This is a genomic window from Pseudomonas sp. PDM05 (assembly GCF_014851685.1).
In the GTDB taxonomy this organism is placed as follows: Bacteria; Pseudomonadota; Gammaproteobacteria; order Pseudomonadales; family Pseudomonadaceae; genus Aquipseudomonas.
This window is the reverse complement of record NZ_JACVAC010000004.1, coordinates 341,564-363,417: the sequence shown is the minus strand read 5'-3', so window position 1 is coordinate 363,417 and position 21,854 is coordinate 341,564. Positions and strand designations below refer to the sequence as shown.

The following is a 21,854-nucleotide window of genomic DNA, read 5'->3' as shown; positions in this document are numbered from 1 at the left end:
GTGCTGACTGACCCACCGCCTTCGCGGGCAAGCCCGCTCCCACATTTGGATCTCCACATGCCTTTTGGCTTGTGGGAAACCTCCTGAAATATTGACTGCGGTCGTTTGAGGCTGTGCAGTGTTCTACCCTCTCGACCTTCACCTCAAACGGTCGAAGAAAATGAACTGGCATCGTCACCTTTTGCTGCTCTGCACATTCCTCATCTCCCCGCTGGCCCTTGCCAGCACCGTCCTCGAAAACCCGCTATGGCGTATCGAACTCGACCCCGCGACCCTCGCCATCCGTGCCACGCCCAGCGGCCAGGCGCCGGTACAGGCCTCTAGCGGCGTTGCCGCACGCGCGGTCAGCGATCTCGCGCAGAGCGCCCAGCAAGCCAGTTGGCAGTGGGGAGCCTTTCGCGTCACGGCCAGCCTTGCGCAACGCGACCTGATGCTTGCCATCACCGCACGCGAACCGGGTGAATTAACGATCCTTCAACAACCCGCCAGCGCCCTCGGCAAGGGCCTGATCTGGCCGTTGGCCGAAGGGCATTACGTGCCCGCCGACAATGCCGTCTGGAGAGCCTTTCTGGTGGAACAGGGCGACCTCAACACCACCCAGGACCTCAGCCTGCCCTTGTGGGGCATGGACCACGGTGCCTTCACCTTGAACTGGCTGTTGACCAATCCTTACAACAACCGCCTGAGCTGGAAAGACGCGCTGGCGTTGTCGGTGGCCCACGAATTCACTGCGCTGGACCCCACCGCGCCGATGACCTTGGTGTTGCACCTGGGCGATGCCGATCCGCTGGCCGGCGCCAAGCGTTATCGCCAATGGCGGGTGGAGCAGGGCCGTTACGAGCCGCTGGCGGACAAGCTGCGGCAAACCCCCGAGGCCGAGAAGCTGCTGGGCGCCAGTCACATCTACCTGTGGGGCAATGACCTGCTGGCGCCGGAGGATGTGCGCGACTGGCCGCTGCTGATCCAGCGGCTGCGCGGGCACGAACTCAAGGGGTTGCTGGACAAGGAAGCCGCGCAGATTCTCGCGCAAACCCGTGTGTTGAACCGCTATGAACAGACCGTGCTGTTGCGCGGCCTCAACGCCGCCATCAACACCAAAGCCCGCCAGAGTTGGCAGGTGGATGAACCGGATATGACCCGCCTCGCCTCGCGTTATGGCCAGCTGCGCAATGAGCTGGCGGTGGCGTTTGCCGGGGCGTTGAGCGAGCGTCCTGAACACTGGGGCAGCCAGACGGTTCAAGCGCTGCGCGATGCGGGTCTTACGCGCTTGTTGCTGACCCTGGGCGACGGTTGGGAAGGCGGCCTCTGGCACCCGGAAGCGATCCGCACCGGGGTCGACGCCGGGTTTCTGATGGCGCCGTACGACTCCTATGAAACCGCGTTGTCCGCCAGCGAAAACCCGGACTGGACCACCGCCCACCTGGGCCGCCAGGCCTACCGCGACTGCGCGATCGTGTTGAAGAACGGCAAGCTCAAGGCCGGCTTCCAGCAATCCGGCCACTACACCGACCCGCGCTGCGTGCGCCCCCTGCTCGAAGCACGGGCGCAAGCCGTGCAGGCCAAGGCCGGTTTCAACGCCTGGTTTCTTGATGCCTACGCCACCGGCATGGTTTTCGACAGCTATCGCAACGGCGCGCCCATGACCCAGGCGCAAAATGCCGCTGGCAACATCGATGCTTCGCGCTGGCTGAACACCACGCTCAAGTTGCCCACGGGTTCCGAAGACGGCAATGCGATCACGGCCCAGGGCATCCTGTTTGCCCATGGCATGCAAACGCCGGTGATTGGCTGGGGTGATCAAGCGATGACCCAGGACAAGCAGTCGCCCTATTACGTCGGCAATTGGTTCCCGCCGGAGCAACCGACGGTGTTCTTCAAGCCAGTGCCGCTCAAGGAACCGTTCCGTACCGTGCATTTCGAGCCGGGCATGCGCTTGCCGCTGTATCAGGCGGTGTTCCATGGCTCGGTGATCACCACGCACCACTGGCTGTTCGACAGCCTGAAACTGAGCAATGTGCAGGCGGCGAACGAGCTGACGCAACTGCTCTACAACGTGCCGCCGCTGTATCACCTGAGTGCGTCGACGGTTGAGCAGCGGCTGCCGCTGATCCAGCGCCAGGACCGGTTTTTCCGGCCGCTGCACCAGCGCTTGGCGACCCAGGCGATGACCGGGTTTCGCTGGCTGACGGACGATCGGCAGGTGCAGGAGACCACCTTTGCGGATGGCACGCGGTTGGTGGCGAATTTTGCGGCGGTCCCGAGAGAGGGTTATGCCGCGAGCAGTGTTACGGCGTTAGTGGTGGGTGAGAAACCGGTGGTGTATCAGGTCGATTAGCGGTGGCTTTGAGACCTTCGCGGGCAAGCCCACATTGGAATTCGGTCAAATGTGGGAGCGGGCTTGCCCGCGAAGGCACCAGACCAGACGCCCCTAAAGCCTGCGCCACACACTGGCCAGCCAGGGCTGCTGCTCTCGGGGCAGCCCCGCCGGCCGGTAGTAATGTTCCAACTCCACAAACCCGGCCTCAGCCAGCAATGCCTGCCACGCCTCAAGATCGTGATAAGACCCATACCGCGGACCATTCCAACCTTCCTGGTTATCCCCGCGCGGGTTGGAGCTGAACAACACGCCCCCCGGCTTCAACGCCCCATGCAGCTGCTTGAGCACCCGCGGCAGTTCCTGCTTGGGAATATGGAACAGCACCGCATTGGCGAAAATCCCGTCAAAACGTTCGGCCGGCAGCGCCAGCTTGAGAAAGTCCTGCTGCAACACCTCGCAGCCACTGTCCTGGCGCGCCATCTGCGCGAACCGCTCGGAGCCATCCAGGCCCACGGCGATATGCCCCATGCGCGTAAAAGTTTGCAAGTCGCGCCCCGGCCCGCAGCCGAAATCCAGCACGGTAAACGGCGGCGTACCCTGGATATGCCGCAGCAGCGCATCGATGTTCTGGCTCACATCGTGGTCGCGGGTGCCTTCGCGGAAGTCCTCGGCCACCTTGTTGTAGTGGCCGAGGGTGGTGGAGGTGATCTGGTCGAGGTCGTCGGGCTTGAGCGTCATGGCGGGTAATACCGGGCACTGGAATGCCCCGACTATACCTCACCGCTTGTTGAGCACCCGCGCCAACCGATCGCCACCCAGCTGAATGAACGCCACCAGCACCACCAGCAATACAATCACCGTGAGCATGATCTGCGTGTCAAAGCGCTGGTAGCCGTAGCGGTAGGCAATGTCACCCAAGCCTCCCGCGCCAATTGCACCGGCCATGGCCGACGAATTGATCATCGTCACCAAGGTAATGGTAAAGCCGCCGACAATCCCCGGCAGGGCTTCCGGCAACAGCACGTGCCAGATGATGTGCCAGCGGCGGCAGCCCATGGCCTGTGCGGCTTCGATCAAGCCGTGATCGACCTCACGCAGGCTCACCTCGGCAATCCGCGCAAAAAACGGCGTGGCGGCGATGGTCAGCGGTACGACCGCCGCCCACACGCCGTAAGTGGTGCCGACGATCAGCCGGGTGAACGGGATCAGCGCCACCATCAGGATCAGGAACGGAATCGAGCGGAACAGATTGACGAACGCCCCCAGCACACGGTTCAGCGCCGGCGCCTGGTAGATGCCGCCCTTGTCGCTGGTGACCAGGAACACCGCCAGCGGAATCCCCACCAGCAGCGCGATCAACGACGACACACCGACCATCAGCAAGGTGTCGATGGCACCCTGCAACAAACGATCAAACCACATAGCCCAGCACCTCCACCTGTTGCGCCCAGTTCGCGGCGCGGTTGCGCAATTCGTCGGCGCTGTGGGGCGCGCCATTCACCGCCAGCAACAATTGCCCGAGCGCGTGGCCCTGGATGCGCTCCACGCCGCCTTGCAGCAGGCGCACGCGCCCGCCGAGGGCAGCGAACAGTGCCGCCAGGTCCGGCTCGTCGGTGTCGCTGCCGGTGAATTGCAAACGCAGCACCACGGCCGCCGCGGCCGACGCCGACGAGGCCTGCAGCCGCTCTTGCAGCTCTGGCGGCAGCCCGTGTTGCAGCGGCGCCAGCAGCGTCTTGCTGACCTCATGCTGCGGGTCGCCGAACACCTGCCACACCGGGCCTTGTTCGACGATATGCCCGTGTTCCAGCACCACCACGCGGTCGCAGATCTCGCGGATCACCGCCATCTCGTGGGTGATCAATACGATGGTCAGGCCCAGGCGCTGATTGATCTCGCGCAGCAGGCCGAGGATCGACTGGGTGGTCTCCGGGTCGAGGGCCGAAGTGGCTTCGTCGCACAGCAGGATCTCGGGGTCGTGCACCAGCGAACGGGCGATGCCCACCCGCTGTTTCTGCCCGCCGGAGAGCTGCGCCGGGTAAGCCTTGTGTTTGTCCTGCAAACCCACCAACTCCAGCAGCTCGCGCACCTTCTGTTCGCGTTGGGGCTTGGGCACACCGGCGACTTTGAGCGGCAACTCGACGTTCTGCCACACGGTCTTGGCCGACATCAAATTGAAGTGCTGGAAGATCATGCCGATGCGCCGACGCAGCGCCACCAGGCGGTCTTCGTCGAAGTCGCCGATGTCCACCTGATCGATCAACACCCGCCCGCTGCTGGGTTGCTCCAGGCGGTTGATGGTGCGGATCAGCGAGGACTTACCCGCGCCGCTGCGGCCGATGATGCCGAACACTTCCCCGCGCTGGATCGCCAGGTCGATACCCTGCAAGGCATGCACCTTGCCGTCATAGCTCTTGCCCAGGTTGATGAAGCGCACATGGGCACGGTTCAGCGCCGGGTGCAGTTCGGTCTGCTCGGCGTCCCTGGGCGGTGTGCCCGGGTCGCGCAGTCGAGAGTGGGCGGCGGTCATTTCTTGGCTTCCCAACCGACCTGGTAGAGCTTGCCCAGGGATTTATCCAACGCGGCGCGCACCACCGGCGAGTGCTGGTAGATGTCGACGAACTTGATCACCCGTGGGTCGCGCGTGCCCTTGGGCTGGGTGACGAACTGGATCACGTATTCCGGGTGGTCGAGGCCGTCGAACAGCAGCGCCGACTCGGCATCGAAGGTCTTGGACAGGCGGATGTACGCCGGGTAGCCCTGCACCAGGTCGGCATCGTCATACGCGCGCACCAGTTGCACCGCCTCGACTTGCAGGATCTTGAGCTTTTTCGGGTTGCTGACGATGTCTTCTTCGGTGGCCTTGTAGCCCACGCCCGGCTTGAGGGTGATCAAGCCCGCCTTGGCCAGCAATTGCAGGCCGCGGCCGCTGTTGATCGGGTCGTTGGCGATGGCCACGCTGGCGCCCTGGGGCAGGTCATTGATGCTTTTGAATTGCTTCGAGTACAGGCCGACGTTGTTGATGATCCCCGGCGCGTACGGCACCAGGTCAAAACCGGCGGCGGCCTTGGCGTTTTCCAGGAACGGGATGTGCTGGAAGTAGTTCACGTCGATGTCACCGGCGGCCAGGCTGACGTTGGGCGCGATCCAGTCGGTGAACTCCACCAGCTCGACTTTCAGGCCTTGCTTGCCGGCTTCGGCGACGGCGGCTTCCAGCGGGATGGCGAAGGCGGCGGTGGTGCCGACTTTCAGCGGTGCGTCGGCGGCGAACACCGCCGTGCTGAACAGGCCGAGGGCCAGGGCCAGTGCTTTGACTGGGTGGGCGAGCAGGGTTTTTTTCATAATGATTTTCCAGTCATAAGGTATTGGTACAAACAATGGAGATCCAAATGTGGGAGCGGGCTTGCTCGCGAATGCGCTGTGTCAGCTGGCGAATGTGTCGACTGACACAGCGCATTCGCGAGCAAGCCCGCTCCCACAGGGGTTAGTGTCGGTAGGTCGATCCGGTGTGTTGTTGGGGAAGTCTGGCGCTGGCGTGGAAGACTTTTTCGCGTAGCGTGCCGCTGTCATAGGCGGTCTTGTACGACCCTCGCTTCTGCAACTCCGGCACCACCAGATCAATGAAGTCCACATAGCTTTCCGGCGTGACAATCCGCGTCAGGTTGAAGCCATCCAGCCCGGTCTCGCTGATCCACGCTTCCAGCTCATCTGCCACCTGTTCGGGCGAGCCGACCAGGGTGATATAGCGTCCGCCCAACGCGTGCTGTTCGAGCAATTTGCGCCGGGTCCAGTCGTTGTTCTGCAGGTTCTTGGTGGCCGACTGGATCGCGTTGCTCTTCACGTACTGGATCGGTTCGTCCAGCGCGTATTGGGAGAAATCAATCGCGGTGGACGCCGAAAAATGCGCCACACCAGCTTCTGCGCTGGCGTAGCCGAGGTACTCGGCGTGCTTCTGCCAGGCAAGTTCCTCGGTGGCGCCGACGATCACGTTGAGGCCCATGAACACCTTGATGTCATCCGGGTTGCGCCCGGCTTCCACGGCGCTGGCGCGGACCTTGTCCACCTGGACCTTGGTCGACGCCTTGTTCTGCCCGCTGATGAACACACACTCGGCATGGCGCCCGGCGAACAGCAAGCCACGTTCCGAACTGCCGGCCTGGAACAGCACTGGCGTGCGTTGCGGCGACGGCTCGCACAGGTGATAACCGTCCACCTGATAGAACTCGCCGTGGTGCTCGACCTTGTGCACCTTGCCCGGCTGGGCATACACCCGTGCCTGCGGATCGTTGAGCACGGCGTCGTCTTCCCAGCTGCCTTCCCAGAGTTTGTAGAGCACTTCCAGGTATTCGTCGGCCTGGTCGTAGCGGCGGTCATGCTCGACCTGCTCGGTGAGGCCCATGGCCTTGGCGGCGCTGTCGAGGTAGCCGGTGACGATGTTCCAACCGACCCGGCCACGGCTCAGGTGATCCAGCGTGGACATACGCCGGGCGAACAGATACGGCGGCTCGTAGGTGAGGTTGGCGGTGAGGCCGAAGCCCAGGTGTTTCGTCACGGCCGCCATCGCCGAGACCAACAGCAAGGGATCATTCACCGGCAGTTGGATCGACTCTTTGAGCGGCACGTCGATGGAGTGTTGATACACGTCGTACACGCCGACGATGTCGGCAATGAACAAGCCGTCGAACAGCCCGCGTTCGAGGATTTGCGCCAACTCGGTCCAGTACTCGAGGGTCTTGTACTGGGTCGAGGTGTCCCGTGGGTGGGTCCACATGCCGTGGTTGATATGCCCGATGCAGTTCATGTTGAAGGCATTGAGCAGGATTTTTTTCTTGGCCATTTAGATGGTCCCCCGCAGTGGCGGGTTTGCATCGTTGAGGTAGTAATTGCCCACCGCGTGGTACTTCCAGCGCACCGGGTCGTGCAGGGTGTGCACCCGGGCGTTGCGCCAGTGGCGGTCGAGGCCGTGTTCGGCCAGGGTCGCCTGGCTGCCGGCCAGTTCGAACAGGGTGCTGCCGGCGGCCAGGGAAATCTCGGTGCTCAAGGCGCGCACTTCGGCGACGGCAATCGAGGCGGCCGCCACGGTCTGGGCGTTGCTCTCGGCCTGGGCGCGGTCGAGGTATTCGCCTGCGCGTTCCAGCAGGGCTTCGCTGGCGTGCAGGCGGATGCTCAGGTGGCCGAAGCTTTTCAGGGTCAAGGGGTCTTCGCTGGCTTTGTCGTTGCCGGCATCGATCCACGGGCGGGTCTTGGTGCGCACGAAGTGCAGCGCATCCTCGAATGCGGCGCGGGCGATGCCGGTGTCGATGGCGGCGTGCAGGATCTGCGCCAGCGGGCCGACCGTGGTCGGGCGTTCGAACGCGCTCTGGAACGGGATCACGTCGGCGGCGGCGACCCACACGTTGTCGAACACCACCGAACCGCTGCCGGTGGTGCGTTGGCCGAAGCCGCTCCAGTCGTCGATCACCGTCAGGCCCTCGCTGTCCCGCGGGACAAAGGCCAGTTGCTGCACGCCGTGTTCATCCACCACCGAGGTGGGGATGCGCTGGGCGTAGATCGCGCCGGTGGAATAGAACTTGCGGCCGTTGACGCGAAAACCGTCGCCGTCGCGGGTGAGCGCGGTGACGCGGTCGTGGGCGGTCTTGGTGCCCAGTTCGGCCAGGGCATTACCGAAGCGCTGGCCGGCCAAGACTTCGGCATACAGGCGTTGTTGCTGCGCCGGGCTGCCGTTCACGCGCAGCACTTCCAGGGCGTAGAAATGGTTTTGCGGGATCTGGCCGAGGGAGGCGTCCGCCTGGGCGATCAGCGCGATGACCTTGGCCAGGGTGACGTTGGACACGCCGGCGCCGCCGTATTCTTTCGGTACGCTGATGCCCCATAGGCCGGAGCGTGAGAACACGTCCAGTTCGGGCAGGGGCAGGCGGCGTTCGCGGTCGCGCTGGGCGCTGTCGCGGCGAAAGTCTTCGGCCAGGTCGCTGGCGACAACAAGGGCTTGTTCGTCGCTGGTGATGACCGCGACGTTTGCAGAGAAAGTCATAGGTGTTCTCCAGAGGTCTGGTCGGTCAGATCCAGGAATGCCGAGCCGGCAAGGTGCCGTTCAATCGGTAGGCGCCGACGGCGTGATACTTCCAGCGCACCGGGTCGTGCAGGGTATGCACGCGGGCGTTGCGCCAGTGACGGTCGAGGTTGAATTCGGCAAGGGTCGCGCGGCTGCCGGCCAGTTCGAAGAGCTTTTCGCTGACCAGCAGCGACACTTCGGTGGTCAGCACTTTCGCTTCGGCCACGGCAATCGAGGCACGAGCGGCGGATTGCGCGGTGATCGGCGCCGCGCTGACCTGGTCGAGTACCTGGCCGGCCTTGCGCAGCAGGGCCTCGGCGGCATGCAGTTCGATCTTCAGCCTGCCGATGTCGGCGATCACATACAGGTCGTCGCTGGCGCGTTCGACCTTGGCATCGATCCACGGGCGCGAACGTTCGCGCACGAAGGCGATGGTGTCGTCGAGGGCACCGCGGGCGATGCCGGCGTCGATGGCGGCCTGGATCAGTTGCGACACGGCGCCCTGGATATTCGGGGTGTCGCCGATGCGCCAGTTGTCGACCACCAGCTCGGCGTCCACCGGCACGTGATCGAGCAGCACCGTGCCGCTGGCGGTGGTGCGTTGGCCGAAGCCCGACCAATCGTCCACGATGCGCAGCCCCTCGGTGCCGCGGCGTACAAAGGCCATGACCTGCTTGCCGTCATCGTTGAGTGCCTTGATCGCCACCCAGTGAGCGAACAGTGCGCCAGTGGAATAGAACTTCTGGCCGCTGATCACGTAGCCGTCGCCCTTGGCGGTGATGCGCGCCTTGAGTTCCAGGGTGTTCTTGGTGCCGCGTTCCGGGCCGCCATTGCCGATGCGCCAACCGTCGAGGACGCTCTGGAACAGCTGCTTTTTCTGGCGCTCGGTGGCTGCGCCCTGCAACAGGTGCAGGATGCCGAAATGGTTCTGCGGGATCTGGCCGAGGGCGGGATCGGCCGCGCTGATGATCGCGAACACCTCGGCCAGGGTCACGAATGATACCTGCGGGCCGCCGTATTCGCGGGGAATGGAAATACTGCCCAGGCCACTGCGGGTGAACTGTTCGAGCTGTGCCCACGGCAGCTTGCGTTGCTGATCGCGCGTGGCGGCTTGCAGGCGTGCCGCCTGGGCCAACTCGTGGGCGGCGTTGAGTGCCTCTGCATCGTTGCGCAGCACGGCGGCCGGCAACAGCAGGGGGGCGACGTCCAGATCACTCTGGGGGGGTGTTAGAGCCAAGTTAGACATCAGCGCCGCTCCTTGGCTGCACGCAATGCCCTGGCGTTATGCACCGGGGTAATTCTGACCATACCGACCTCGCATTCAATGAAATGAAAACAGAAAAATCAAAGATGTCCGGTGGTCCGGTGTATATACCCTAAGCGTGTTAAATATTTAAATAAACGCGCTTTTTGGAATAAGCATAGAAGGTCTGTCACCCCGGTTCGCAGGGCGAGCCGAGGGGCCGTGGTTGATAGATCGACGCCGTGCCGGCCGGGCGGGCTGGCGCCCCGGCGGCGATGCGCAAAGTGCGTGTTGGCGCCCAGCGCGAATTGTTGCCCACGCGATCGAGAATGCAGTAGGTGATGTCCAGGCGGCTGTCGTCGCCGGCTTCGACAATCACGGCCGAAGGCACCCACACGTGCAGAGGCTGGCCGACGTCCCTGGTCTGGAGCTTGGGCAGGTCCAGGCGTACATCGCCCCAGCGCAGGGTGATGGCGTCGCCGCGGGTCATGTTCAGGTACGGCTCGATGGTCAGGGGAACACCGCGCCGCACCTGGCTGGGGTTGATGCCGTAGCGGCGAATGGTGTCGGGCAGGCCCACGGGGGCGAGGTTGAGGTTTTCGTCGCTGTACAGCGGCGAGGGCAGGCCGCCGGGGTAGTTGGTCTTGACCCGCACCCGCGTCACCGCCGAGCGCGCCGGCGCGTGGCCGACTTGCATGACTTGGTAATGCACCTGGGCCGGGCCATCGAGCACGAAACTTTCCGGCACCCGCAAGTGGGTTGGCGTGCCGATCTTGCACGTGGTCACGCGCCGTGAGGCGGCAAAGCAGTTGTTCCAGAACAGCTCGATCAGGTCGCCTTCTTCCATGCCGGGGTAGGGCGCAATGTCGACCTGCAAATGTGCGGCGGCCAGGGCATTGATGCCGTTTCCCAGGGCCTGGGGCAGTGTTGGCGCGGTGAGCAGGGTGTGCGTCATAAGTCATCTCCTTGATGCAGCCAGCAGCAATCGTTCCGGCCCTTTGCACGCGGGTGTGCAGGGGGCTGAAAAGCACGGTGCAGTGAATAGCCGGGATAGGATCCAATCCTCAGGGAGCTAGATAAGAGGGTTGGCCAAGGAGCGTCAATGGCGGCAAAAGGCTAAACGGCAGGCAGGGAGATATTCAGAAGGGTCTGACTGGCGGGGGGATTTTAAGAGGCACACGTGCGAGGACTTTTTGTAGGCCTCGCAGTGGGTAGTGAGCGGGCTGCCCCGCGCTGGAGTGCGCAGCGCTCCCAAAAATCCTGGGAGCGCTGCGCACTCCAGCGGGAGCAAGCGCCCTCGCCACAGGTCAGCCGTGTTCCACCGCTTGCGGGGTGTCAGTGGGCGAGGAATTTGCTCAGGAACTGTTTGGTGCGTTCTTCCTTGGGGTTGGCGAACAGGGCCTTGGCTTCGCCTTGCTCGACGATCACGCCCTTGTCGAAGAAAATCACCCGGTTGGCCACGTCCCGCGCAAAGCTCATCTCGTGGGTAACGATGACCATGGTGCGGTTCTCTTCGGCCAGGCTGCGGATGGTCGCCAGCACTTCACCCACCAGTTCCGGGTCGAGGGCGGAAGTGGGTTCGTCGAACAGGATCACCTCCGGTTCCATGGCCAGCGCCCGGGCAATTGCCACGCGTTGCTGCTGGCCGCCGGACAGGCGCCGCGGGTAGGCGTCTTCCTTGCCCGCCAGGCCGACTCTTTCCAGCAGCTTGCGCCCCAGGGCAACCGCCGCCTCGCGAGGCATCTTCTTGACCACGGTAGGGCCTTCGATGACGTTTTCCAACGCGGTGCGGTGGGGGAACAGGTTGAAGTTCTGGAACACGAAACCCACGTGCTGACGCAAGCGCCGCACCAGGCCTTGTTGCTGGTTGATGGACTTGCTGCTGTCGATCTCGATGTCACCCACCTTGATGCGACCGCTGGTGGGTTGTTCGAGGAGATTCAGGCAGCGCAGGAAGGTGGTCTTGCCGGAACCGCTGGGGCCGATGATGGCGATGACTTCGCCTTCCTTGACCTCCAGGTCGATGCCGTTGAGTACCACCTGGCCCTTGAATTGTTTGGTCAGTTTTTCAACCACGATCATGGGTCAAGACTCCAGGTCATGCCGGTTGACCCGGTCTTCCAGACGATTTTGCAAATGCGCCAGGATGCTCGCCAGGATCCAGTAGATCAGGGCGGCGGACAGGTACATGGTGAAGATTTCAAAGGTGCGTGCCGACACCAGTTGCGCCTGGCGGAACAGTTCGGGCACCTGGATGGTGGCGGCCAGCGCGGTGTCCTTGACCAGTGAAATAAAGCTGTTGCCCAGCGGCGGCAAGGCCGTGCGCATGGCCTGCGGCAGGATGGCCCGGCGCAGGGTCTGCGCGCGGGTCATGCCGATACTGGCCGCGGCTTCCCACTGGCCGCGCTCGATGGAGCTGATGGCGGCGCGCAGGATTTCACAGGCGTAGGCGGCCATGTTCAGCGAAAAGCCGATCATGGCCGCCGGGATCGGATCCAGCTCGATGCCCACTTGCGGCAAGCCGTAGTAGATCAAAAACAGCTGCACCAGCAAGGGCGTGCCGCGAAAGAACGACACGTAGACTCGGGCGGTCCAGCTCAATAGCTTGAAGCGCGACAGGCGCATCAAGGCCAGGCCGAAGCCCAGCAGCAAACCGAAGAACATCCCGCCGAGGCTGAGAATCACCGTGTAATACGCGCCCTTGAGCAGGAAGGGCGCGGAGTCCAGCGCGAGTTGGAAACCTGCTTCCATTATTGAGTGACGTCAGCGTTGAAGTACTTCTCGGACAGCTTCTTCAAGGTGCCGTCGGCGCGCAGCTTGTCGAGGGCCTTGTTCACGGCGTCGAGCAGTTCAGGCTCGCCTTTGCGCAGGGCGATACCGGCTTCCTGGCGCGAGAAGGCTGCGCCGGCAGCGGCGGTGTCCTTGGCTTTCTTGGCGTATTCGAGGGCGGCCAGGCGGTCGATCAGGATCACATTGATGCGGCCGATGCGCAGGTCCTGGAACTTGGTCGGGTCATCGTTGTAGGTCTTGATGATGGCCTTGGGTTGGTTGTCCTTGAGCCATTGTTCGTAGTTGGTGCCCAGGCCCACACCGACTTTCTTGCCGGCCAGGTCGTCGGCGGTCTTGATGGTGTCGACGTCTTTCGCCTGGGTCAGTGCCTGGATCCCGGAGACGGTGTACGGCTTGGAGAAATCGTATTTCTTCTTGCGCTCGTCAGAGATGGTCACTTGGTTGACCACCGCGTCGAGGCGCTTGGATTCCAGGGCGGCGAGGATGCCGTCCCATGGCGTGGCTTGCAGCTTGACCTTGACGCCCAGCTCTTTGGCCAGGGCTTCGGACAGCTCCACTTCGAAGCCGCTGAGCTTGCCGCTTTCATCGACGAAGCTGAACGGTGGGTAGGTGCCTTCCAGGCCGATCTTGATCTCGCCAGCCTTCTTGATGTTGTCCAGCTGTTCACCCGCGACGGCTTGGCCGATCAGGCCAGCGCCGAGTGCCAGGCCCAAAGTGCCAACCAACAACGTGCGACGGAATACAGAAATAGTCATGAAATGCCCCTGTGTTTTTTGTGTTGAGCGAAGCAGGTGACGCAGTGGTCGTATCCTGCCTTAAAGCGCGTAGCGCGTCTTCGCCTGCGGCGCGATGATAGAGCGGGTTTTTAAGACTTGAAAATAATATAAATCTTGTTTGATATTCTATTGTGGAATAAGTGGCTATTCTAATGTGGGAGCGGGCTTGCTCGCGAATGCGGTGCATCAGTCAACGCATAGGCTCAATGACACACCGCTTTCGCGAGCAAGCCCGCCCCCACATTTTGATCCTTGTTCCTTCAGCTAAAGGCGGCGCCATAAGCAAACAACGCCGGCGCCCCGCCGGTGTGCAGGAAAATGATCGGGCCATCCTCAAACCGCTGGCGCCCGATCCCGTCCAACAAGCCGGCCATGGCCTTGCCAGTGTAGACCGGGTCCAGCAGCAGGCCTTCCTGGCTCGCCAATAGCTTGACCGCCGAAAGGGTGCCGGCGTTCGGTTCACCGTAGCGCGGGCCGAAGTATTCGTCCCACAGGATCACTTTGAACGCCTCGGGAATCGCCACGCCGAGCAACTCGGCGGTGCGTGCGGCCAGGCCTTCGACTTTCGGGCGCTGGGCTTCGTCGGTGCGCGAAACGGTGACGCCCACCACTGGCAAGTCCGGCAACGCTTCGCTCAGCGCCAACGCCAGGCCGCTGTGGGTGCCAGCGCTGCCGGAGGCCAGCACCACGGCGGCAAATCTGATCCCGCTGTCTTCGATCTGCGCGGCCAGTTCCAGGCCGGCGCGCACGTAACCCAGGGCGCCGAGGGCGTTGGAGCCGCCGATGGGCACAAGGTAGGGCTTCTTGCCGTTGCTGCGCAGACGGTCGGCGAGGGCGTTGAGTTGGTCGTCGGCGTTGTCGAGGTTCTCGACCAGTTCGACTTTGGCGTCGAACAGGTCCAGCAACAGACGGTTGCCGTTGCCCAGGTAGTTCGGGTCTTTGGTGTCGGTGGGGTTTTCCAGCAGCGCGACGCAGCCCAGGCCGAGCTTGGCGGCCAGCGCGGCGGTCTGGCGCACGTGGTTGGACTGGATCGCACCGGCGGTGACCAGGGTGTCGGCGCCCTGGGCGATGGCGTCGGCGGCGAGGTATTCGAGCTTGCGCAGCTTGTTGCCGCCCATGGCCAGGGGCGTGGTGTCGTCGCGCTTGACGTAGATGTCGCGGCCCAACCAGGCCGACAGCCGTTCGAGTTTTTCCAGGGCGGTGGCGCCGCCCAGCAGTTCCAGGCGGCTAAAGCGGTCGAGCTGTTGTTTGATCATGGCTGCGCACGGTTGATAAAGGATGAAGCGACTATAGGCAGGCACTTTTCATCGGGCAACCGCCAATCGCTTATATCGGACAGTTCTTAGCATCACACCATTGGTTCTTAATGGCGGCCAGGGTGCATACCGTAAAGTGATGGGCATTTCGTCAGGAGTGAAGACCGTGAGTGAGCGTTCCAGTCATTGGCAATTACAGACCATCGTCAGCCAACTGCGCGGCGCCCGGGACCAGTGGCGAACGCGCAATGGCCGTTTGAGTGGCGAGCATGGCGGGCGCGAGTTGCCGTCGCGCGAGGCGGTGGCGCAGATTCTTGAGGCGTTGTGCGGGGCGCTGTTCCCGATGCGCCTGGGCCCGGTGGATTTGCGCGAGGAAAGTGAAGATTTCTACGTCGGCCATACCCTCGACGTCGCACTCAACGCCTTGCTTGGCCAGGCGCGCCTGGAACTGCGCTACGCCGCCCGCCAAGGCGGCCAGGATGACCGCGAGGTCGATGCGCGGGCGATCCGCCTGATCCAGGATTTCGCCCTGGCCCTGCCCTCCCTGCGCAGCCTGTTGGACACCGATGTCCTCGCCGCCTACCACGGCGACCCGGCGGCGCGCAGCGTAGATGAAGTGCTGCTGTGCTACCCCGGCATCCTGGCGGTGATTCACCATCGCCTGGCCCACCATCTGTACCGCGCCGGGCTGCCGTTGCTGGCGCGGATCAGCGCAGAAATCGCGCACTCGGCCACCGGCATCGACATCCACCCCGGCGCGCAGATCGGCCCGAGTTTCTTCATCGACCACGGGACCGGCGTGGTGATCGGCGAGACCGCGATCATCGGCGAGCGCGTGCGCATCTACCAGGCTGTGACCCTGGGGGCCAAGCGCTTTCCGGCGGATGAAGACGGGCAGTTGCAGAAAGGCCATCCACGCCACCCGATTGTCGAGGATGACGTGGTGATCTACGCCGGCGCGACGATCCTGGGGCGCATCACCATCGGCCAGGGCTCGACCATCGGCGGTAATGTGTGGCTGACGCGCAGCGTGCCGGCGGGGGCGAACATTACCCAGGCGAACCTGCAGCACGATGACGGTGCGCAGAAATAGCGCACCTGCACACATCCCCTGGGGGAGCGGGCTTGTGTGGGAGCGGGCTTGCTCGCGAAAGCGGTGGATCAGTCAGCACATGTATTGGCTGATACTCCGTATTCGCGAGCAAGCCCGCTCCCACAGTTTTGTGCGCATTTCACCCCCCTATTGCTGAACGATTTGCCATCCCCGCTCGTCATAGCCTTCCCTGAGCGAGTGTAGGAAGCACCTACCACTCAGCCCTGCGATTAGTCCCGGAGCGCCCATCCATGTTTAACTTGAACACTCGTTCAAGTTAAATCCGGTGGTTCGCTGCCCGCTCACAACAGGAGGCTTACCTTTGCTGAGTCCGTTTTATACAGCCACATCCCTCACCCTCGGGGTGCATCGCTCATGAGTGCATCGTCCACCCCATCCAGCGGCCTGGTGCGCATGAATGCGCCGGTCTTCTACTTTGCCGCCACGTTCATTCTGCTGTTCGGCCTGATTGTCATCGCCATCCCGCAACAGGCCGGTGCCTGGTTGCTGGCCGCGCAAAACTGGGCGGCCAATACGGTTGGCTGGTACTACATGCTGGCGATGACCCTGTATCTGGTCTTCGTGGTGGTCACCGCGTTATCGGGCTACGGCAAGATAAAACTCGGTGCCGACCACGACGAGCCCGAGTTCAGTTACCTGTCCTGGGCCGGCATGCTGTTCGCTGCCGGGATCAGCATCACGCTGTTTTTCTTCTGCGTGTCCGAGCCGCTGACCCACTTGGTGCAGCCACCCCAAGGCGCGCCAATGAACGCCGATGCCGCGCGCCAGGCCATGCAGATCCTGTTTCTGCACTGGGGCCTGCATGGCTGGGGGGTGTTCGCCTTTGTCGGCATGGCCCTGGCGTATTTCGCCTATCGGCATAACCTGCCGCTGGCGTTGCGTTCGGCGCTGTACCCGCTGATCGGCAAGCGTATCAACGGCCCCATCGGTTATGCGGTGGATGGCTTCGGCATCATCGCCACGGTGTTTGGCCTGGGCGCGGACATGGGCTTCGGGGTGCTGCACCTCAACTCGGGCCTGGACTACTTGTTTGGCATCGCCCACACCCAGTGGATCCAGGTCGGCCTGATCACCTTGATGATGGGCGCCGCGATCATTGTCGCGGTGGCGGGGGTCGACAAGGGTGTGCGGGTGATGTCCGACATCAACATGCTGCTGGCCTGTGCGCTGCTGCTGTTCGTATTGTTTGCCGGGCCTACCCAGCATTTGCTCAACACCCTGATCCAGAACCTCGGCGACTACCTGGGCGCATTGCCGACCAAGAGTTTCGACGTGTACGCCTATGACAAACCGAGCGACTGGCTGGGCGGTTGGACAGTGTTCTACTGGGCCTGGTGGATCGCGTGGTCGCCGTTCGTAGGGCTGTTTATCGCGCGGATTTCCCGTGGCCGCACTATCCGCGAATTCGTGTTTGGCGTGCTGCTGATCCCGCTGGGTTTCACCCTGGCGTGGATGTCGATCTTCGGCAACAGCGCCATCGACCAGGTGCTCAACCACGGCATGGCGGCGCTCGGTCAGTCGGCCGTCGACAATCCGTCGATGAGCCTCTACCTGCTGCTGGAAACCTACCCGTGGAGCAAGGTGGTGATCGCGGTCACGGTGTTTATCAGCTTTGTGTTCTTCGTTACCTCGGCCGACTCCGGCACGGTGGTGCTGTCGACCCTGTCGTCCAAGGGCGGCAACGCCGATGAAGACGGGCCGAAGTGGCTGCGGGTGTTCTGGGGTGTGATGACCGGGTTGGTCACCAGTGCGCTGCTGTTTGCCGGCAGCATCGACTCGCTGAAGTCAGCCGTGGTGCTGACCTCGCTGCCGTTCTCGTTGATCCTGCTGCTGATGATGTGGGGCCTGCACAAGGCGTTCTACCTCGAATCGCAAAAGCAGATTGCGCAGTTGCATTCCCTGGCGCCGGTGTCGGCGTCGCGCAGAGGCCGTGGCGGTTGGCGTCAGCGTTTAAGCCAGGCCGTGCACTTCCCGTCGCGGGATGAGGTGTACCGCTTCCTTGAATCGACGGTGCGACCGGCGATTGAAGAAGTGACGGCGGTGTTTGTCGAGAAGGGCCTGAATGTGACGACTCAGCCCGACCCGTCCAACGACAGTGTCAGCCTGGAAATCGGGCATGGCGAGGAGCATCCGTTCATCTACCAGGTGCAGATGCGCGGCTACTTCACGCCGTCGTTTGCCCGTGGCGGCATGGGTTCCAAAGAGCTCAACAACCGCCGCTACTACCGGGCGGAAGTGCATTTGGCCGAGGGCAGCCAGGACTACGATCTGGTCGGCTACACCAAGGAGCAGATCATCAACGACATCCTTGACCAGTACGAGCGGCATTTGCAGTTCCTGCACTTGGTGCGTTGATAGCTGGCTTGTGAAGCCTGCTTTATGTGGGAGCGGGCTTGCCCGCGAATGCGGTGTATCAGTCACACAGGCATCGACTGACACGACGCATTCGCGAGCAAGCCCGCTCCCACACAAGCCCGCTCCCACAAAAAAACCTCGCAAAGCCCTGATCTACAGGGCTTTCATGAATTTAATTTCATCCGTCGCGCCCCGGTTTTGACGCGCAACTGTCATCTGTCCACTGCGTAATTGTGTGAAGCGTTTGACGCTTTCATTTCAGAACAGTGACGGAGACCGGTAACGATGAAGAGGTTATTGAGCCCCATGGTGGGAGCCGCCATGGCGAGCTTTATGCTGTCCGCCCATGCCGATTTTATCGATGACAGCCACGCCGACGTGACCCTGCTCAATCGCTATCTCAACCAGCAGGGGCGCGATGTGGTGAACAGCAACGCCAAGGCCCACAGCATCCGCGATTGGGGGCAGGGGTTCGAGTTCAACTTCAAGTCGGGCTACACCGACGGGCCGGTGGGTTTTGGTCTCGATCTGCAGGCGTTCTACGGGTTGAAGCTGGACTCCGGCGGTGACCTCAACGACAAGGACCACCAGAGCCGCTACCCCGGCAGCATGTTCCCGTTGGACAACGGCAAGTCCGCCGACCAGTTCGGTGTACTCAGCCCGACGTTCAAGATGCGCCTAGCCAAGGATGAGCTGCGCGTCGGCACGCTGTACGGCAACAACCCGGTGCTGGCCAACACCGATGGCCGCCTGTACCAGCAGACCAATACCGGGGTGCAGTGGGTATCCAAGGACCTCAGCGATTTCACCTTCACCGGCGGCGATATTTTCAAGACCAAGATCCGCAACGAAACCGGCGACCAGGGCATGATCACCGCCGGCGGTACCAAGGAAAGCGAGCGCTTCCTGTTCGGCGGCGCCGATTACACCGGCATCCGGAATACGACGGTCAGCCTGTGGTATTCGAACCTTGAGGATTACTACCAGCAGTTTTTCGTGGGCGCCAAGCGCCATGATGCGTTGTCGGTGGGTGCGCTCGATACCGATGTGCGTGTGTTCCGCAGCCTCGGTGTGGGCGGCAATGCCGATGGCGACAAGGACTATGCAGCCAGTGGTGTCTACGGCGATGGCGTGAACAAAGGCCGTATCAACCAGACCACCGCCAGCCTGCTTGAAAGCTACAGCCTGGACGGTCATACCGTCGGCCTGGGCATCCAGAAAAACAGCGGTGAAAGCGACTTCCCTTACCTCGACTCCGGCCTCAACAGCGGTGATGCCCGCCAAGGTCCCGGCTCAGGTGCGGACACGCCGGCGCTGACCAACCTGCAGTTGAACAAATTCCAGCATGCCGGTGAGCGCACCTGGCTGGCCCAGTACAAATACGATCTGGGCAAGCTCGGCCTCACCGGCGTGACCTTTTCTGCCGCCTATGCCCACGGCGATGACATCCGCACGGCACAGGGCACCACCAGCGAATGGGAGCGTGACGTTGCCGTGGCGTATCAAGTGCCTACAGGCACCCTCAAGGGCCTCGGTGTGACCTGGAAAAATGCCCACGCCAGCCCGGATATTTCCGGTGCCACCGTACAGGATGAAAACCGCTTTTATGTCAGCTATGTCGTTCCACTCTGGTAGGAAATTGCTGTAAAACGAAAGGGCAGACTTAAGCGATTCAGCTGGTTAAAAGGCCTGGGAATAAGGTTATTCCCAGGCCTTATTTGCCCTAAGCCCAGAGAGGATTCGATGACGTACATTGCTGCCGAAAACCGCTATGAATCTATCCCGTATCGCCGCGTAGGCCGCAGTGGATTGGTGCTGCCTGCACTGTCCCTGGGGCTGTGGCACAACTTTGGCGACAGCACCCCGATCGACACCCAGCGCGCCCTGTTGCGCACCGCGTTCGACCTGGGGATCAACCACTTCGACCTGGCCAACAACTACGGCCCGCCGTATGGCAGCGCCGAGATCAACTTCGGCCGTTTGCTGCGCGAAGACTTCAAGCATTACCGCGACGAACTGATCATCTCCAGCAAGGCCGGTTGGGACATGTGGCCAGGCCCTTATGGCCAGGGCGGCGGTTCGCGCAAATACATCCTGGCGAGCCTGGACCAGAGCCTGCAACGCCTGGGCGTCGACTACGTGGACATCTTCTACTCCCACCGTTTTGACGCCGACACCCCGCTGGAAGAAACCGCCAGCGCCCTTGCCACTGCCGTGCAACAAGGCAAGGCGTTGTACATCGGCATCTCTTCGTATTCCGGGGTGAAAACCCGCGAGATCGCTGCCCTGCTCAAAGAGTGGAAAGTGCCGCTGTTGATTCACCAACCGGCCTACAACCTGCTCAACCGCTGGGTAGAAAAAGACCTGTTGGACACCACCGAAGAACTCGGCGCCGGGGTGATCGCATTCACGCCGCTGGCCCAGGGCCTGCTGACCGACAAATACCTCAACGGCGTACCGGCGGATGCACGGGTGAATCGTCCGGGCGGTGGTTCGTTGCAGGCCAAGCACTTGTCCGAAGCCAACATCGCCCACGTGCGTGCGTTGAATGAAATCGCCAAGGGCCGTGGCCAGAGCCTGGCGCAACTGGCGCTGGCGTGGACCCTGCGTGATCCACGGGTGACCAGCGCGCTGATCGGCGCGAGCCGGCCGGAGCAGATCATCGAGAACGTCGGCGCGTTGAAAAACTTGAGCTTCAGTGCCGAGGAGTTGGCAGAGATCGACCGGTTTGCCCAGGAAGGCGGGATCAACCTGTGGGAAAAACCATCCACCGCTGAATAAGCGGCCGGCAGTACGCGGTCAATGTGGGAACAGGCAAGCCAGCTCCCACATTGGTTTTACAGCGTTGCGAAGAATGCGGTCACAACCCGATCCGTGTGGGAGCGGGCTTGCCCGCGAAGGCGGCGTGTCAGTCGATGAAAGTGCTGGCCGACCCACCGCTATCGCAGGCAAGCCAGCTCCCACATTGGGTTTACAGTGTTGCGAAGAATGCGGTCACAACCCGATCCGTGTGGGAGCGGGCTTGCCCGCGAAGGCGGTGGATCAGTCGATGAAAGCGCTGGCCGACCCACCGCTATCGCAGGCAAGCCAGCTGCCATATCTGAACGTCGCCAGTTTCTAGAACGGGACGTCGCCCAAAATCGTCGCCCGGTGCATCACCCGTCGTTGCGGCCGGTAGTCGTCCACCGCGTAATGCTGGGTCACGCGGTTGTCCCAGAACGCCACGTCGTTTTCCTGCCAGCGCCAGCGGATGGTGAACTCCGGGCGGGTGGCGTGGGCGAACAGCAGTTTGAGGATCGCCTCGCTTTCCGTCGGTTCCAGTTCATTGATGCGGGTGGTGAACCCTTCGCTGACAAACAACGATTTACGCCCGCTCACCGGATGCGTACGCACCACCGGGTGGGACAGCGGTGGGTTCTTCTTGCGGGTTTCTTCCCAGCGCGCCAGGTCTTCGGCGCTGTTGCCAAAGCGCTCCAGCGGGAAGGATTTGGTGAAATCGTGGGTCGCGGTCAGCCCGTCGAGCAAGACCTTCAACGGTTGCGACAGGGCCTCATACGCCGCAATCCCACTGGCCCATAACGTGTCGCCGCCAAACGCCGGCAGCAGCTTGGCGCTGAGTACCGCGCCGAGCGCCGGGGTGGGCAGGAAGGTCACGTCGGTGTGCCACACGGCGTTGTCGCGCACGTCGGTGACGGCGGTGTCGAGGATCAGTACTTCAGGTTGCTCCGGCACGTTGGGGTAGATCGGGTGAATGTGCAGGTCGCCGAAATTCGCCGCGAACCGTGCTTGCTGTTGCGGGGTGATGGCTTGGCCGCGGAAGAACAGCACCGAGTGCGTGAGCAACGCCTGTTCGATGGCGTCGCGCTGTTCGAGGTTCAGCGGTTGAGTGATATCGACGCCACTGATCTGGGCGCCGAGGGCGATGCTTAATGGGGTAACGGTCAGGCTGCTCAT

18 protein-coding genes are annotated in these 21,854 nt (G+C 62.6%); 5 read left to right on the top strand and 13 right to left on the bottom strand.

The window, feature by feature from the left end:
* The first annotated feature begins 160 nt into the window (after nt 1-160).
* Nucleotides 161-2,335 (top strand): glycoside hydrolase, encoded by a 2,175-nt coding sequence (locus IB241_RS11445; protein WP_192298491.1) that lies wholly within the window; start codon nt 161-163, stop codon nt 2,333-2,335.
* A gap of 93 nt (nt 2,336-2,428) precedes the next feature.
* Here IB241_RS11445 and IB241_RS11440 read toward each other — a convergent pair whose 3' ends face one another.
* The 12 genes from IB241_RS11440 to IB241_RS11385 form a co-directional block, all read right to left on the bottom strand.
* Nucleotides 2,429-3,055: a class I SAM-dependent methyltransferase gene (locus IB241_RS11440; RefSeq protein WP_192298490.1), complete on the bottom strand. Its 627-nt coding sequence runs from the start codon at nt 3,053-3,055 to the stop codon at nt 2,429-2,431.
* Between the two features lie 39 nt (nt 3,056-3,094).
* Complete coding sequence (locus IB241_RS11435) at nt 3,095-3,739, bottom strand: methionine ABC transporter permease (RefSeq protein ID WP_017736886.1); 645 nt, start codon at nt 3,737-3,739, stop codon at nt 3,095-3,097.
* Nucleotides 3,729-4,844, bottom strand: a complete 1,116-nt coding sequence (locus tag IB241_RS11430; RefSeq protein WP_192298489.1) for a methionine ABC transporter ATP-binding protein — start codon at nt 4,842-4,844, stop codon at nt 3,729-3,731. Before IB241_RS11430 ends, IB241_RS11435 begins: the two co-directional genes overlap by 11 nt.
* Nucleotides 4,841-5,656 carry a MetQ/NlpA family ABC transporter substrate-binding protein gene (locus IB241_RS11425; protein ID WP_192298488.1) on the bottom strand — a complete coding sequence of 272 codons (816 nt, stop codon included), beginning with the start codon at nt 5,654-5,656 and terminating at the stop codon, nt 4,841-4,843. Before IB241_RS11425 ends, IB241_RS11430 begins: the two co-directional genes overlap by 4 nt.
* Before the next feature lie 142 nt (nt 5,657-5,798).
* Entirely contained in the window at nt 5,799-7,151 is a 1,353-nt protein-coding gene (locus tag IB241_RS11420; RefSeq protein WP_192298487.1) for an LLM class flavin-dependent oxidoreductase, read from the bottom strand.
* A complete protein-coding gene (locus tag IB241_RS11415) occupies nt 7,152-8,345 on the bottom strand; it encodes an SfnB family sulfur acquisition oxidoreductase (RefSeq protein WP_192298486.1) in 1,194 nt (397 codons plus the stop codon).
* 25 nt (nt 8,346-8,370) lie between these two features.
* Complete coding sequence (locus IB241_RS11410) at nt 8,371-9,612, bottom strand: SfnB family sulfur acquisition oxidoreductase (RefSeq protein WP_192298485.1); 1,242 nt, start codon at nt 9,610-9,612, stop codon at nt 8,371-8,373.
* A 187-nt stretch (nt 9,613-9,799) separates the two neighbouring features.
* Entirely contained in the window at nt 9,800-10,564 is a 765-nt protein-coding gene (locus tag IB241_RS11405; RefSeq protein WP_192298484.1) for a hypothetical protein, read from the bottom strand.
* A gap of 380 nt (nt 10,565-10,944) precedes the next feature.
* Nucleotides 10,945-11,691 (bottom strand): L-cystine ABC transporter ATP-binding protein TcyN, encoded by a 747-nt coding sequence (tcyN, locus tag IB241_RS11400; RefSeq protein WP_192298483.1) that lies wholly within the window; start codon nt 11,689-11,691, stop codon nt 10,945-10,947.
* Nucleotides 11,692-11,694: 3 nt separating this feature from the next.
* Entirely contained in the window at nt 11,695-12,360 is a 666-nt protein-coding gene (gene tcyL / locus IB241_RS11395) for a cystine ABC transporter permease (protein WP_017734622.1), read from the bottom strand.
* Nucleotides 12,360-13,154: a cystine ABC transporter substrate-binding protein gene (gene tcyJ, locus IB241_RS11390; RefSeq protein ID WP_192298482.1), complete on the bottom strand. Its 795-nt coding sequence runs from the start codon at nt 13,152-13,154 to the stop codon at nt 12,360-12,362. The genes tcyL and tcyJ overlap by 1 nt, the downstream gene beginning before the upstream one ends.
* Nucleotides 13,155-13,435: 281 nt before the next feature.
* On the bottom strand, nt 13,436-14,431 hold the full coding sequence (locus IB241_RS11385; protein ID WP_192298481.1) for a D-cysteine desulfhydrase: 996 nt from the start codon (nt 14,429-14,431) through the stop codon (nt 13,436-13,438).
* Between the two features lie 166 nt (nt 14,432-14,597).
* Between IB241_RS11385 and epsC the strand changes: the two genes are divergently transcribed.
* The 4 genes from epsC (at nt 14,598) to mgrA (ending at nt 20,681) form a co-directional block, all read left to right on the top strand.
* Nucleotides 14,598-15,524 (top strand): serine O-acetyltransferase EpsC, encoded by a 927-nt coding sequence (gene epsC, locus IB241_RS11380; protein WP_192298480.1) that lies wholly within the window; start codon nt 14,598-14,600, stop codon nt 15,522-15,524.
* A 414-nt stretch (nt 15,525-15,938) separates the two neighbouring features.
* Nucleotides 15,939-17,900, top strand: coding sequence for a choline transporter BetT (betT, locus tag IB241_RS11375; RefSeq protein WP_192298604.1), 1,962 nt, complete (start codon nt 15,939-15,941; stop codon nt 17,898-17,900).
* A 306-nt stretch (nt 17,901-18,206) separates the two neighbouring features.
* Nucleotides 18,207-19,535 carry an OprD family outer membrane porin gene (locus tag IB241_RS11370; protein WP_192298603.1) on the top strand — a complete coding sequence of 443 codons (1,329 nt, stop codon included), beginning with the start codon at nt 18,207-18,209 and terminating at the stop codon, nt 19,533-19,535.
* Between the two features lie 108 nt (nt 19,536-19,643).
* Nucleotides 19,644-20,681 (top strand): L-glyceraldehyde 3-phosphate reductase, encoded by a 1,038-nt coding sequence (gene mgrA / locus IB241_RS11365; protein ID WP_192298479.1) that lies wholly within the window; start codon nt 19,644-19,646, stop codon nt 20,679-20,681.
* Nucleotides 20,682-21,017: 336 nt separating this feature from the next.
* Here mgrA and tauD read toward each other — a convergent pair whose 3' ends face one another.
* Nucleotides 21,018-21,854, bottom strand: a complete 837-nt coding sequence (tauD, locus tag IB241_RS11360; RefSeq protein ID WP_192298478.1) for a taurine dioxygenase — start codon at nt 21,852-21,854, stop codon at nt 21,018-21,020.

What these genes read in the sequence shown, in the direction of transcription:
- tauD (WP_192298478.1), bottom strand. Translation starts at nt 21,854, where the DNA reads ATGAGCAGCCTGACCGTTACCCCATTAAGCATCGCCCTCGGCGCCCAG.
- IB241_RS11430 (WP_192298489.1), bottom strand. Translation starts at nt 4,844, where the DNA reads ATGACCGCCGCCCACTCTCGACTGCGCGACCCGGGCACACCGCCCAGG.
- IB241_RS11385 (WP_192298481.1), bottom strand. Translation starts at nt 14,431, where the DNA reads ATGATCAAACAACAGCTCGACCGCTTTAGCCGCCTGGAACTGCTGGGC.
- IB241_RS11440 (WP_192298490.1), bottom strand. Translation starts at nt 3,055, where the DNA reads ATGACGCTCAAGCCCGACGACCTCGACCAGATCACCTCCACCACCCTC.
- IB241_RS11425 (WP_192298488.1), bottom strand. Translation starts at nt 5,656, where the DNA reads ATGAAAAAAACCCTGCTCGCCCACCCAGTCAAAGCACTGGCCCTGGCC.
- IB241_RS11370 (WP_192298603.1), top strand. Translation starts at nt 18,207, where the DNA reads ATGGTGGGAGCCGCCATGGCGAGCTTTATGCTGTCCGCCCATGCCGAT.
- IB241_RS11405 (WP_192298484.1), bottom strand. Translation starts at nt 10,564, where the DNA reads ATGACGCACACCCTGCTCACCGCGCCAACACTGCCCCAGGCCCTGGGA.
- IB241_RS11445 (WP_192298491.1), top strand. Translation starts at nt 161, where the DNA reads ATGAACTGGCATCGTCACCTTTTGCTGCTCTGCACATTCCTCATCTCC.
- IB241_RS11435 (WP_017736886.1), bottom strand. Translation starts at nt 3,739, where the DNA reads ATGTGGTTTGATCGTTTGTTGCAGGGTGCCATCGACACCTTGCTGATG.
- betT (WP_192298604.1), top strand. Translation starts at nt 15,939, where the DNA reads ATGAATGCGCCGGTCTTCTACTTTGCCGCCACGTTCATTCTGCTGTTC.
- tcyN (WP_192298483.1), bottom strand. Translation starts at nt 11,691, where the DNA reads ATGATCGTGGTTGAAAAACTGACCAAACAATTCAAGGGCCAGGTGGTA.
- IB241_RS11420 (WP_192298487.1), bottom strand. Translation starts at nt 7,151, where the DNA reads ATGGCCAAGAAAAAAATCCTGCTCAATGCCTTCAACATGAACTGCATC.
- tcyL (WP_017734622.1), bottom strand. Translation starts at nt 12,360, where the DNA reads ATGGAAGCAGGTTTCCAACTCGCGCTGGACTCCGCGCCCTTCCTGCTC.
- IB241_RS11415 (WP_192298486.1), bottom strand. Translation starts at nt 8,345, where the DNA reads ATGACTTTCTCTGCAAACGTCGCGGTCATCACCAGCGACGAACAAGCC.
- tcyJ (WP_192298482.1), bottom strand. Translation starts at nt 13,154, where the DNA reads ATGACTATTTCTGTATTCCGTCGCACGTTGTTGGTTGGCACTTTGGGC.
- IB241_RS11410 (WP_192298485.1), bottom strand. Translation starts at nt 9,612, where the DNA reads ATGTCTAACTTGGCTCTAACACCCCCCCAGAGTGATCTGGACGTCGCC.
- mgrA (WP_192298479.1), top strand. Translation starts at nt 19,644, where the DNA reads ATGACGTACATTGCTGCCGAAAACCGCTATGAATCTATCCCGTATCGC.